The following is a 12,773-nucleotide window of genomic DNA, read 5'->3' as shown; positions in this document are numbered from 1 at the left end:
GTACCTAGGCTAATTACTCGGTGGTCAATGCATCAGGGGACAATGTAAATATGCACTCATCACCCGGTTGCCAACACTTTGAAACAACGAGGAATCCTGGTATGGAACAGCTATCGGATCGTTTCAGACGCTCAATAGTGTTTGCCGCGCTTTTGTCATTGACCGGGCTTGCCCACGCAGCCCAGACGGAAAAGACCAATATCCTGTTTATCGTCTCCGACGATACCGGCTATGGCGACCTGGGCCCCTACGGCGGTGGGGTCGGTCGAGGCATGCCCACGCCCAGCATCGATCAACTGGCGGCAGAAGGGGTCACCTTCTACTCGTTTTATGCCCAGCCCAGCTGCACACCGGGTCGGGCGGCCATGCAAACCGGGCGTATCCCCAATCGTAGCGGCATGACCACCGTGGCCTTCCAGGGCCAGGGCGGTGGCTTGCCGGCAGCCGAGTGGACCTTGGCGTCGGTGTTGAAAACCGGCGGCTACGACACCTACTTCACCGGCAAATGGCACTTGGGCGAAGCCGACTATGCGTTGCCCAATGCCCAGGGTTATGACGTGATGAAGTACGTCGGCCTGTACCACCTCAACGCCTACACCTACGCAGACCCGACCTGGTTCCCGGACATGGATCCGGAAACCCGCGAGATGTTCCAGAGGGTCACCAAGGGCGCATTGTCCGGCAAGGCGGGGGAAAAACCGGTCGAGGAATTCAAGGTCAATGGCCAGTACGTGGACACGCCGGTCGTAGACGGCAAACCCGGCGTGGTCGGCATTCCGTTCTTTGATAACTACGTCGAAAAAGCCGCCCTGGAGTTTCTCGACACGGCGGCCAAATCGGACAAGCCGTTTTTCATCAACGTCAACTTCATGAAAGTGCACCAGCCCAACATGCCGGCGCCGGAGTTCGTTCACAAGTCCATGTCCAAGTCCAAGTACGCCGACTCCGTCGTCGAACTCGATACCCACATCGGCCGCATCATGGACAAGCTCAGGGCGCTTGGCCTGGATAAGAACACCCTGGTGGTCTACACCACTGACAACGGGGCCTGGCAGGATGTCTATCCGGACGCCGGCTACACCCCGTTCCGCGGCACCAAGGGCACGGTGCGTGAAGGCGGCAACCGGGTACCGGCCATTGCCGTCTGGCCAGACAAGATCAAGCCGGACAGCAAAAACCACGAAATACTCGGTGGCCTGGACTTGATGGCGACGTTCGCTTCTGTGGCTGGCGTGAAGTTGCCGGAGAAAGATCGCGAAGGTCAGCCCATCATCTTCGACAGCTACGACATGACCCCGGTACTCACCGGCAACGGCCCTTCTCCACGCAAGGAGTGGTTCTTCTTCACCGAGAACGAACTGTCACCGGGGGCGGCCCGTGTCGGCAACTACAAGGCCGTGTTCAACCTGCGCGGCGACAATGGCGCGCAAACCGGTGGTTTGTCGGTGGACACTAACCTGGGATGGAAAGGCGCCGAAAAATATGTGGCCGTCGTGCCGCAGGTCTATGACTTGTGGCAAGACCCGCAAGAGCGTTATGACCTGTTCATGAACAACTTTACCGAACGCACCTGGACAATGGTCCCGATCTCGGCCGCGATCATCAAGTTGATGAAAACCTACGTCGATTACCCTCCCCGCAAACTGCAAAGCATGGGTTATGACGGGCCGATCGAGCTGTCGCAGTACCAGAAATTCCAGTACGTGCGCGACGTCCTGAAAAAAGAAGGTATCAACCTGCCGATGCCAGCGGGTAACTGATCAGACGCGATACGTGGCGGCTTCATCAGGGGGTCGCCACTTCGCAAGCAGCGGAGAATGGAGCGATGGCAAATGACAGCTAAGCTTCCTCTGGAGTGAGCTCTTCACTACAACCTCGGAGGGGAGCCAATGAAACACTTCGTCATGCTTATCACCATCACTTTGCTGACCACTGCTTGTCAGTCGGATGATTACGGCATCACCAAACTTGATAATTGTGTCTGCTATAAAACGCCCGATGGACAACACATACAACTGTCGCAAGTGGCATCTATAGACCCTGACACCTTGCAGGAAAATTTCTCGCATTGCGTTTGCCGAGCCTTGGTTGACCTGAAGAAGGTCGATGATCCCGGTAAATTTTTCGTGCCCGGAACTGAAATCAAAACTCAAATCAAGTAAGGGTCTTGTGTCGGCAGCCTCATAGTTCGGGCATTGGCCGGCTTTCGTTCGGCGACGATTTATGCCACGGATAGCCCTTCGAACTGAGTTGAAAGGCGTAATCGAACAAACGCTTCATGTACTCGCCATCGAATTTGCGGGTGCGCGTAAAGTCAAAATCGGCGCCAATGTAGGCAAGGTTGAAGTCGGCTCCATCCTGCTGCGCCATACGGTAGATGCGCTCCAGGTCGCTGATCCCCTGGGTCTGGATCAACGCACTGATGGCCCGCCCGCCGATGCTCAACGTACGGCGCTTCGTCCCGGACCACTGCGGCTCCAATGTCCCGTTACGAATGACATAGAAATGCCGTTCCCGTCGCAAAGGGACTCCGGCAGCACGGTTCAGTCCCACCAAAGTGCCAGGCGGGTAAAGAAACACTTGGGTGATCACCCCGCCGTCCACGTGCATTTCATGGAACTGCTGGCCGTCTACTTCCACATCGATCATGACGGGTGAGACCGCGCCGGGAATGCTCATCGACGCGAGCATGATGCTGCGGAACAGGTCGAGCGCGCCCGGTGCCTGGCTTGAGGCAATGGCGCCCATGTTCCAGGTGACGGGTCGCCCTGAATCAAGGTCGGTTGTGCCGATCAGCAGGATTCTTCCTTTGGCGTATTCCGAAGCTATCGCCGCAAGAATCCGCGTAGTGATGTATCTGGAAATGAGCCGCGACAGTGGCTTGCTGTCCGCGATACCGTCGCTGGCAAAACGGGTGAGCACGTTTCGCGAATGAAAGATGTCTTTGGGCCCGACTGCGTTGGAGACGTAGCGAATCACACCGTCGTACTCAGGCCCCAGGTAAGCGAACGGGGCGATCAGGGCACCCGCGCTGATACCCGTGACCACCTTGAACACGGGCCGGGTTCCATGGGTAGTCCATCCAGCAATCAGCCCCGCGGCGAATGCGCCGGCATCACCGCCGCCGGAAACGGCCAGCATGCTTGCCAGCGGCAGGATATCGTTCGGCTTCCCGGCCTTGGCCAGCTCCTCGCTTTCACGTCTGTTGGCCTGAACCGCATCCTGGATGAACGGAGTCAGGTCGTGGTCCAACCGGTAGCGGGCATTGGGTATACCCGGGATGACCGCTTTGTCCGTCAAGGTTTGCGGAACGGCGTCACGGCGTGGCAGACAGGCTTGAAGAAACATGTCCAGGGTCAAATCGCCGGGTTTGAGCGGGAATGGTTTCACAACGCTTCCTCCGGTGCGTGAGCCGGCTGCACGCCAGCCGAGCGCGACAGCTCATTCGAACGCCAGGTCGCTCAGTTTGCGCTCCTTTACAGGATAAAAAAACTTGAAAGCACCTGGCCGCGCTGCAAAGTTGTCTGTGAACCCATCCAACACTCATTCCAACAACGAAACCAACCGCGACTCAATCAGACTGTCTTCAATTTCAAGCAATGCCAACGTCACCGGCAGCTTGAAACGCCGCGGCCCCGCGCTGCCTGGATTAAGGAATAGCCGCTCCCCACGCCACTCTATCCGCGGCTTATGAGAATGCCCGGTAATCACCAGCCTTGTACCTTCATCCAGTACCGCCGGTACGTCAGCCATGTCGTGAACCAGCAAGGTCAACCACCCATTGAGGTCGAAACTCAGGTGATCGGCGATGTGCTCCGCCCACGGGGCCGCCTGGTCATTGTTCCCGCGCACGACATGCAGCGGCGCAATCGCCGCCAGTTGCTCGAGGATTTGCGCTTTGCCGATGTCGCCGGCGTGAATGATCCGTTCACAGCCCTGCAACGCCGCGAGGGCTTCGGCGCGGAGCAAGCCGTGGGTATCGGAGATCACGCCAACTTTCATGCAAGGCTCCAGGAATGAATACAGGTCCCCATTGCGTTGTTTGCGTGTTCCGGGATCAGCTGCTTGACTCACTCCGGCACACGGTCAACGACAGGGATGTTCGCCAGCACTACCTTAGCCGAGTCCGGCCTGATCCACGATCTGCACTTTCATTGACTCAGGTCTGAAACCAGTGCGATTAGCGCTGGATAATATTTTTTTCAGGTTTTTCAATAGGCTATAGATGACCGCCCAACTCTTTGCTGTTCATGGCCTGGTGAGCTTCACGCTCGCTATCCTGCTGCTCTTCCTGGGCAAGACGCTGGTCCAGCACAGCACCTTGCTGCGCCAATACTGCATTCCCGAATCGGTGGTCGGCGGTTTTGTCTGTGCGGCGGTCACCAGTGTTTTGTACTTCGGTCTCAACATCCAGGTCGAATTTGACCTGCAAGTTCGCGACACCATGCTGCTGTACTTCTTTGCCGGCATCGGGTTGAAGTCGGACATGCGCCAGTTGATCAAGGGTGGGTGGCCGCTGATGATCCTGCTGGTGCTCGCCACAGTGTTCATCTTCCTGCAAAACGCGCTGGGCATGGGCATGGCCGAGGTCTTCGGGCTTGATCCCAAGGCAGGCCTGATGGTGGGTTCCATCTCCCTCACCGGTGGGATTGGCACTAGCCTGGCCTGGGCACCGCTGTTCGTCGAAAAGCTGGGCATTCAGAACGCGCACGAATTGGGGATCGCCAGCAACACCGTCGGCCTGATTGCCGCTTGTGTGATCGGCGGCCCTATCGCCAACCGGTTGATCCGCCGCCATCAACTCACGCCCTCCCGGGATGAGGGGCTGGAAGTCGGCATTCTCGAGCAACAGCAGAGCAAGCCGCTGGACTACTACGACGTGCTCTGGGCGTGGATGTGGCTCAACCTGACCTTGATGCTTGGTTATGGGCTCAACCTGGTGCTGGTCGACAGCGGGATCACCCTGCCCAAGTTCGTCAGTTGCCTGTTCGCCGGTATCGTCATTCACCACCTTGTTCGGGCACTGATTGGCGAGCAGCGCCTGAAGTCCTGGAGCGGTGCCAGCCAGGGCCTCGCGCTGATTTCCGACGTCTGCCTGGGCATGTTTTTGACCATGGCGCTGATGGGCTTGCAGTTGTGGCAGCTCAGCGGCGCGTTGCTGTTCATTGCTTGTGCGTTGACCCTGCAGATTCTGTTGACGGTGCTCTATACGTATTTTGTGGTGTTTCGTTTCATGGGTCGCAACTATGAAGCCAGCGTGATCGCTTCAGGCTTTGGCGGGATTGCGCTCGGTTCTACCGCGACCGCCATCGTCAATATGACCACCGTGACCCAGAAGTATGGTGCGGCGCACCAGGCGTTTCTTATCGTGCCGCTGGTGTGTGGGTTTTTCATTGATCTGGTGAATGCCGTGATTATTGGGATGTTCAGTGGTCTGTAGCGGGTGAAGCTCCACAAATGGCAGGCGCCTCGCAAGGGCGCCCGTTTTGTAGAAGCCACACAAAAATAATGCGAAATAAAATGTGAAGATTATTTCTCTCAAAGCGGATGAAAACAGCCAAAAACCCAATAATTTAGCGCTTGTTAAGCGGTCAACTATGTGAAATAAAATGTGAAGTCTTTTCACGCAGTGCAAACCGCTATGTCCCTGATCACATCAAAATCCTGGCTCGATCCGATACTTCCCGATGCGTTGCCCCCATCGATCATCGCCCTTGCGGATGCGCTGCCCAGAAAGACGCAATTCCTTGCTGGACGCTTACCGCCTGAAACCGCCGCACGCCTTCGCCGTCTCCTGCAAATCACCAATACGTACTATTCGAACCTGATCGAAGGGCAGTACACCGAGCCTGCCGATATGCAGAAAGCGCAGGCAGCCCCGGTCAAGGATCGCAAGCGGCTTAAAAGCCTGGCGGTTGATCAGATGGCGGTCCAGGCTTTGTTCGAACGGACGTTAAGCCAGCGTGGACCGTTTCCCTGGAGCGCCATGTTTGCCCCTGAGCTGATAAGCACTGCACATGATCGGCTTTTTCGCGGTGCCAGTGATGCAGAACGCACGCTGTCCGATGGCTCAGTAATGCAGCCCGGCGCACTCCGGTCGATCACAGGCCAGAACGTTGTCGTGGGCAATCATGATGCACCGCACGCTTCTACAGTTGACGGGATGCTGCGACATCTCCAGGCAGGCTTCGGCCGGCAGACCGACCCGCGTCGTCAGCTTGTTTCTTCGCTTGCCTACCATCATCGTCTCGCATGGGTTCACCCCTTTGCTGACGGAAATGGTCGGGTTGCCCGGTTGATCACTCATTTGCAGTTGGTGCAACTGGGGCTGGAGCCGACACTCTGGTCGCTGTCTCGCGGACTCGCACGACAGCATCAGGATTACTACAGTGCCTTGACCATGGCCGACCGACCACGAGAAGGCGATTTGGACGGACGAGGCCAGTTATCTCAGCGACGCTACTTCGAATTTATCGAGTTCATGGTGCAGGTTTGTCACGATCAGGTGGATTACATGACCGCAGCGGTAGACCCGTCCAAGCTGCGAGAGCGCGTGATACGTGCGTTTCGCTTCAACGAGAAACTTCTACAGCAAGGCATTCGCCCGGAAAGTGCGCCAGCGATTATTGCGCTGATCACCCAAGGTAGCCTGCCGCGCAACGAAATAAAGACATTCACCGGCCTGACACCACGCCCGGCAATCGATGAGCTGTCGCGACTGATCAAAGTCGGCCTGGTGGAAAGCCGAACGCCCAAATCGCGAATCGTCACACCCGGACTGCCTGCGTGGTTTGCCCAGGATATTTTTCCGGATTTGCATCGACGGTTTCAGTAGAATTCATCGACCGCTTACGCTTCACGATGGCAGCTCCAGGGCTAGCGCGCAGCACTCCGGGTACCAGCAAACGCACTCGTACCCAGCCAGCGCCATAGGCTTTGCGCATCCTGCGCCGCGCCGTCTACCCGCAGCTCTTGCGACTGGAGCACTTCCTTAGGTGTACGGTCACCCGCCCACACTTCGGTCAACGCGCGCACGCTGGAATCGACGACGAGCGTCAATTCGCGCCCGGGGTCGTCGCGGCACAGGTCTGCCACGCCCTCCTCGACCACCAGCCACCATTGCTGCTCGCCGGGTCGCGCGTCGCGAAACTTGAACTGGATGATCACCGGCCGGGACGGGAACGTCTCGATGTGCACGAACCGGCGCACGTCCCACATGAGCAGGCCCGCGTCGAGTTGGTCGTCGCGCAGGCGACTGCCGATCCAGCGCGCGCCCCAATGCCCCAGCGCCATGATGATGGGGCGCAGTTCCTCACCCGCTTCGGTCAGGCTGTACTCCCAGACTTTGCCAACCGCCGTGCGATGCACCACGCCGATCTCTTCCAGATGGCGCAGCCGCTGCGCCAGCAGGTTGGTGGACATCCGGGGTACGCCGCGGTGCAGTTCATTGAAGCGTTTGCTGCCGCACAGCAGTTCGCGTACGACCAAGGGTGTCCAGCGCTCGCACAGTGCTTCGGCACCGCGGGCGACCGTGCAGAACTGACCGTAGCTTTCGTCCATCGCCTGCCCTCCCGCTGCTGCAACGCTTCAGATTCTGAACTAGCCGCGCGACTTCGCCACGCGCACGCTCAAGTCTCCTAACAGCCAACCGTCCCAGGAGAACGCCATGACCAGGATCGCCATCATTCAGCGCCCGCCCGTGCTGCTCGATCGCAGCGCGACGATCGCCCGGGCCGTGCAATCGGTCACCGAGGCTGCGGCAGCGGGCGCCTCGCTGATCGTTTTGCCCGAATCGTACATTCCAGGTTACCCGTCATGGATCTGGCGGCTGGCGGCGGGAAAGGACGGTGCTGTAGTGGGTCAGTTGCACACGCGGCTGCTGGCCAACGCCGTCGATATCACCCACGGTGATCTGTGCCAATTGTGCGAGGCTGCCAGGGTCCACGCCGTGACGATCGTGTGCGGCATCAATGAATGCGACCAGTGCAATGGCGGCGGCACGCTCTATAACAGCGTAGTCGTTATCGGCGCGAGCGGCGCCGTGCTCAACCGCCACCGCAAGCTGATGCCGACCAATCCCGAGCGCATGGTGCATGGCTTCGGCGATGCGTCCGGCTTGCGTGCGGTCGATACACCGGTCGGTCGCGTGGGTGCGCTCATCTGCTGGGAAAACTACATGCCGCTGGCGCGCTATGCGCTGTATGCCCAAGGGGTGGAAATCTACGTCGCCCCCACCTACGACACCGGCGAGGGCTGGATCAGCACGATGCGTCACATTGCCCTCGAAGGCCGTTGCTGGGTGCTCGGCAGTGGCAGCGCGTTGCGTGGCAGCGACATTCCCGATGACTTTCCGGCGCGTGCGCAACTGTTTGCCGATCCGGACGAGTGGATCAACGACGGTGACTCGGTGGTGGTCAACCCGCAAGGCCGGATCGTGGCCGGTCCACTGCACCGCGAGGCAGGCATCCTGTATGCGGACATCGACGTCGCACTCGTGGCGCCAGCACGGCGGGCGCTCGACGTCACCGGGCACTATGCGCGCCCGGATATTTTCGAACTGCAGGTGCGGCGCACGCCGGCGACCTCGGTTCACTACATCGACAGGTAAAGACAGGCAACATTCAGGCGAGCGCTCGCCTGACCACTGATCAAGGAGTCATGCCATGAACAATGAACGGACGTACAAAGGCAGTTGTTTTTGCGGCGCAGTCCAGTTCACCGTCAGCGGAGAGCCCGCCGGGATGGGCTATTGCCATTGCGAGTCGTGCCGGCATTGGTCAGCCGGGCCGGTCAATGCCTTCACCTTGTGGAAGCCCGAGGCGGTGCACGTGACTCAGGGGGCTGACAACATTGGCACCTACAACAAGACACCACAGAGTTATCGCAAGTGGTGCAGGACGTGCGGCGGGCACCTCTTCACCGAGCATCCGGGGATGGGGCTGATCGATGTGTATGCCGCGGTCATCCCGGATCTTGAGTATTCGCCCGGGGTTCATGTCCATTATCAGGAGTCGGTGCTGCGCATCAAAGATGGATTGCCCAAGTTCAAGGACGTGCCGAAAGAACTGGGGGGACCGGGTATTAGCGTGGATGAGTAGGAGCAAGCTTGCTCGCGAAAAGATCGTGAACGATATTACGTGACCGGATACTTGCGACATCTTTGGATTTTTCGCGAGCGAGCTCGCTCCTACATAGGCATGACGGAGTTACCTACATGGAAGTTTCCAACCCATTGCAACCTGCAGAATGCACAGGAATGGAGCACATCAGACGCGAGATCGATGCCCTCGACCAGGCCGTTATCAAGCTGCTGGGCCGGCGTTTTCAGTACGTGCTGGCGGCTTCGAAATTCAAGACCTCTGCGGCTTCGGTGCGTGCCCGGGAGCGTTTCGATTCGATGCTGGCGACACGTCGGGATTGGGCTGTGGCCGAAGGGCTGAGCCCGGATGCGATCGAAAAGATGTATAGCGATCTGGTGAAGCATTTTATTGCCGAGGAGATGAAACACTGGTCGTCGCAATTGCCCGAGACCTGATTCTCAGGGATTGGATGCCCCTTTAATCAGCGGCGTGAATAAAAACGGACGCTGGGGACTTAAGCAGATCTGTAGGAGCCGGCTTGCTGGCGATAGCGCAGGTACAGTCGACCAAGTCTTCGCCTGACAATCCGCAATCGCCAGCAAGCCGGCTCCTACAGGATTGGGTCTTCACTGACATTTGTGCCGAGGACAGATCTTTTTCACTTCGACGCATTACATGGATCATCACGCCCACCAGAGGTGGGCCGCTGGCCCTATCAATACCATCGATGTTCACAATCACCTCAATGAAGTTCTCTTAAAAACTCCGCGGCGTAACATCAGCCCCATACCAACCAACAACACCCCGGAGTACACGATCATGAAACGCCAAACCCTCCTCAGCATCGCTTTCTCGGTTTTTGCAGTTAACGCTTTTGCCGCCACCTCCGTTCAGCCTGTTGTCGCTGAAGGTGGCTCGGATCGTCTGATTGAAAGCCGTGTGGCTGAGGGTGGTTCTGACCGCCTGATCGAAAATCGCATCGCTGCCGATGGCTCTGACCGCCTGCAAGGCAACACCGTCGCTGCCGATGGCTCCGACCGTCTGCAAGGCAACACCGTCGCCGCCGATGGCTCTGACCGCCTGCAAGGCAACACCGTCGCCTGACCCCATCGCTACACCGCAGTACCCAACAAAAAGCCCGGCCTGATCAGCCGGGCTTTTTCGTGTTCACTGCGTTTCACCTGTCTATCAAGGCACTGCATCCATCTTGTTCACCGCCACTCCAGGCCTACCCCGGTTTTCAGCTTTTTCCATGGCCGCCACCAGGTCCTTGGCGCCCGCGCCCCATTTGGAGATGACTTTGAACGTATCGGTGAAGGACACGTCGAGGGGATGCACGCGGCTCGGCTCGAGGATGTAGATTGCGCCGGCCAGGGGTGTGGGTACCGAGGGGACGAAGATGGTGTAGCGGCCGTCGTCGAACACTTCGATGATGAACGCCGGGACCAGGGCGTCTTCGATCTCGACCAGGGCGGGTTTCCACACGGTCTGGCGGCTATCCCCCGCTATCTGCTGGGTCAGGCTGCGGAACAAGCCATAGCCGGGAATGCGTTCGAACACGCCCGTCTCTACCCGTTTTCGGGCTATCTCGCCCAATCGGGTGCGCAGCGCCACCCCGATCAGGAAGCAGATCACCAACACCAGTATCAATGACAGGAGTTGCTCGGCCGGCAGCCATTCCGGAAGCAACTTCGTAAACGGTCGGACCAGTTGTCCGAGGGATTTCATGCCCTTGAGCAAGACCAGGATGGCGAGGTAGATGGGGATGATCACCAGCAAGCCGGCAATGACCCGTTTAGTGAAATACCCCAGTGCCTGGTTCATATGCGCTACCTTTTCTGGATGGGCAGAATGGCTCAGGACTTCTCGCGCCTGGGGGCTGAATTGGCTGCCGGCGCCCTGAAAAACAGCACTGCAAATGTGATATTTGACGATAGTACCCACCCGGCGGTCCCACAAGCACAGGCCGGTAAAGTTGGCTTGGTGGGACTATCGGGCTCGGAGTCGAAGGTATTGCGAGCAGATTTTTTTTGTTTGCTACTATCAATGCACGGCGTCGACGCCGAGGTCCGGGGTCTGCTAAGGCGGCCTGCATTTCCCGGCAATGATGCACTTATTGCAAATCTGCCTGACCACAGGGAGCTGTGATGCGCATTCCATTTTTCTACGCGTTGTCAGCGGTCCTTTTACTGAGCGGCTCCCCCTTCATGGCGCAGTCAGCGGATACAACCGCTACCCCGCCGCCCAACCCTCCCAGTACGACACCCGTCGCGGCACCAACCAAAGACCCCGTATTCACCCAGGAACAACTGGACCAGATGCTGGCGCCCATTGCGCTCTACCCGGACCCGCTGCTGGCACAGATACTGATGGCGTCCACCTACCCCGGGGAAGTCGCCGAGGCGGTCACCTGGTCCAAGGCGCACCCGGACGCCAAGGGCGATGATGCGGTCAAGCAAGTGGCGAACCAGCCCTGGGACCCGAGTGTGCAGGCGCTGGTTGCCTTCCCGCAGGTGTTGGCGACGCTGGGGCAGGATCCGGTCTGGGTCCAGCGCTTGGGTGATGCTTTCCTCGCGCAGCCCGACGATCTCATGAACGGGGTGCAACGCTTGCGTCATCAGGCCCAGGCAGCCGGCAACCTGCAGAGCAACCAGTATCAGAACGTGACGATCCAGAATGCTGCGCCAGCGGCTCCAGCACCGGCGACCACGACTGCGGCGCCGGCCCCTGCTGAGGCCCCATCCAGCAGCAGCTCAACCATCATCATCCAGCCCGCCGATCCGCAGGTGGTATACGTCCCCACCTATAACCCGACAACCACCTACGGCACCTGGGCCTACCCCGCCTCGCCTCCTGCCTACTATCCACCGCCGCCCGCCTATTACCCCGGCCAGGCGCTGATGGCCGGGCTGGCGTTTGGCACCGGGGTGGCGATCGTCGGGGCGCTGTGGGGCGACTGTGACTGGGGCAATAACGACGTCGACATCGACGTCAATCGCTACAACAACATCAACGCCAACAACCGGATCGGCAACAATCAGAACAAGTGGCAGCATAACGCTGCGCATCGCAATGGCGTGCCCTATCGGGACAACAGGAGCCGTGAACAGTACGGCCGGCAGCTGGACGGTGCCAATCAGCGTCAGGCCTATCGCGGCGACAACAACGCCCAGCGCGCCCAGGCGCGTGAAAATGCCCGCAGTTCAATGGACAGGGCCGGTATCGAACGGCCCGCCACCAGCAATCTGGAGGCCCGTGATCGGGCGCGCGAAGCCCAGTCCCGGGCTTCGGCCAGCAATCGGATGCAGGCCGGTGCAGACAGACCGAGGACTACCGACAGAAGCCAGGGCACTGCCAGAAACACCCGGGAGAATCAGCAGCCGAGGACTCAGCAAACCAGGAATCAGGCGAATCAACGCATACAGGGCAGCACACAGGCGCGCCAGACAACGCAAAAACGCCAGGCCGCACCTGCCGTCAATAGAGGCAGCGCCCGTAACAATGCCTTCGCCGGCGCGCGTTCACCGTCCCAGGCCAACATGCAAGCCAATCGTGGTCGGGCCAGCCAGGCATCCTATCAGCGCCCCAGCGCCTCACGAGCCGCCGGCCACCAGATCAGTCGGCCATCCAGTCCACCAGCGCGTTCAAGGGGGGGCCGCCGTTGAATAATCATCCTCGAGTAAAGGCAAGGGG

At 59.1% G+C, this 12,773-nt stretch carries 14 protein-coding genes; 10 read left to right on the top strand and 4 right to left on the bottom strand.

Translation table 11 applies throughout. The annotated features are described in order from the left end of the window. Positions 1-101: 101 nt before the first annotated feature. Positions 102-1,760: an arylsulfatase gene (locus SOP85_RS17970; protein WP_323627737.1), complete on the top strand. Its 1,659-nt coding sequence runs from the start codon at positions 102-104 to the stop codon at positions 1,758-1,760. A gap of 129 nt (positions 1,761-1,889) precedes the next feature. Beyond that, positions 1,890-2,162: a hypothetical protein gene (locus tag SOP85_RS17965; RefSeq protein WP_323627736.1), complete on the top strand. Its 273-nt coding sequence runs from the start codon at positions 1,890-1,892 to the stop codon at positions 2,160-2,162. Between the two features lie 19 nt (positions 2,163-2,181). Here SOP85_RS17965 and SOP85_RS17960 read toward each other — a convergent pair whose 3' ends face one another. Both SOP85_RS17960 and SOP85_RS17955 read right to left on the bottom strand, forming a co-directional pair. Then, positions 2,182-3,390, bottom strand: a complete 1,209-nt coding sequence (locus SOP85_RS17960) for a patatin-like phospholipase family protein (RefSeq protein WP_323627735.1) — start codon at positions 3,388-3,390, stop codon at positions 2,182-2,184. A gap of 153 nt (positions 3,391-3,543) precedes the next feature. Continuing rightward, on the bottom strand, positions 3,544-4,002 hold the full coding sequence (locus SOP85_RS17955) for a metallophosphoesterase family protein (protein ID WP_323627734.1): 459 nt from the start codon (positions 4,000-4,002) through the stop codon (positions 3,544-3,546). A gap of 223 nt (positions 4,003-4,225) precedes the next feature. On the opposite strand from SOP85_RS17955, the gene gltS reads away from it, so the two are divergent. Together gltS and SOP85_RS17945 are read left to right on the top strand one after the other, a co-directional pair. Continuing rightward, entirely contained in the window at positions 4,226-5,440 is a 1,215-nt protein-coding gene (gltS, locus tag SOP85_RS17950) for a sodium/glutamate symporter (RefSeq protein WP_323608215.1), read from the top strand. 201 nt (positions 5,441-5,641) lie between these two features. Next, the gene (locus tag SOP85_RS17945; protein ID WP_323627733.1) at positions 5,642-6,835 is read left to right on the top strand and encodes a Fic family protein; all 1,194 of its coding nucleotides are present in this window, start codon (positions 5,642-5,644) and stop codon (positions 6,833-6,835) included. 41 nt (positions 6,836-6,876) lie between these two features. Here the strand turns inward: SOP85_RS17945 and SOP85_RS17940 are convergent, their stop codons facing one another. Continuing rightward, positions 6,877-7,560 (bottom strand): winged helix-turn-helix transcriptional regulator, encoded by a 684-nt coding sequence (locus SOP85_RS17940; protein WP_274076625.1) that lies wholly within the window; start codon positions 7,558-7,560, stop codon positions 6,877-6,879. Between the two features lie 106 nt (positions 7,561-7,666). On the opposite strand from SOP85_RS17940, the gene SOP85_RS17935 reads away from it, so the two are divergent. The 4 genes from SOP85_RS17935 to SOP85_RS17920 all read left to right on the top strand — a co-directional run bounded on the left by SOP85_RS17935 (position 7,667) and on the right by SOP85_RS17920 (position 10,184). Next, on the top strand, positions 7,667-8,608 hold the full coding sequence (locus SOP85_RS17935) for a carbon-nitrogen hydrolase family protein (RefSeq protein WP_323627732.1): 942 nt from the start codon (positions 7,667-7,669) through the stop codon (positions 8,606-8,608). A 55-nt stretch (positions 8,609-8,663) separates the two neighbouring features. Then, complete coding sequence (locus tag SOP85_RS17930; protein WP_323627730.1) at positions 8,664-9,098, top strand: GFA family protein; 435 nt, start codon at positions 8,664-8,666, stop codon at positions 9,096-9,098. Between the two features lie 116 nt (positions 9,099-9,214). Next, positions 9,215-9,535 (top strand): isochorismate lyase, encoded by a 321-nt coding sequence (locus SOP85_RS17925; protein ID WP_323627728.1) that lies wholly within the window; start codon positions 9,215-9,217, stop codon positions 9,533-9,535. A 364-nt stretch (positions 9,536-9,899) separates the two neighbouring features. Then, the gene (locus SOP85_RS17920; RefSeq protein ID WP_442967921.1) at positions 9,900-10,184 is read left to right on the top strand and encodes a hypothetical protein; all 285 of its coding nucleotides are present in this window, start codon (positions 9,900-9,902) and stop codon (positions 10,182-10,184) included. Between the two features lie 84 nt (positions 10,185-10,268). On the opposite strand, the gene SOP85_RS17915 is transcribed toward SOP85_RS17920, so the two are convergent. Then, a complete protein-coding gene (locus SOP85_RS17915) occupies positions 10,269-10,904 on the bottom strand; it encodes a DUF502 domain-containing protein (protein WP_323627726.1) in 636 nt (211 codons plus the stop codon). Between the two features lie 27 nt (positions 10,905-10,931). Between SOP85_RS17915 and SOP85_RS17910 the strand changes: the two genes are divergently transcribed. Both SOP85_RS17910 and SOP85_RS17905 read left to right on the top strand, forming a co-directional pair. After that, complete coding sequence (locus SOP85_RS17910; protein WP_323627724.1) at positions 10,932-11,228, top strand: hypothetical protein; 297 nt, start codon at positions 10,932-10,934, stop codon at positions 11,226-11,228. After that, a complete protein-coding gene (locus tag SOP85_RS17905; RefSeq protein WP_323627722.1) occupies positions 11,228-12,745 on the top strand; it encodes a DUF3300 domain-containing protein in 1,518 nt (505 codons plus the stop codon). The genes SOP85_RS17910 and SOP85_RS17905 overlap by 1 nt, the downstream gene beginning before the upstream one ends. Positions 12,746-12,773: the final 28 nt, after the last annotated feature.

Source organism: Pseudomonas sp. YuFO20, from assembly GCF_035064975.1.
Classification (GTDB): domain Bacteria; phylum Pseudomonadota; class Gammaproteobacteria; order Pseudomonadales; family Pseudomonadaceae; genus Aquipseudomonas; species Aquipseudomonas putida_AE.
The sequence above is the reverse complement of the archived record's forward strand: the minus strand, read 5'-3'. Positions and strand labels throughout refer to the sequence as shown.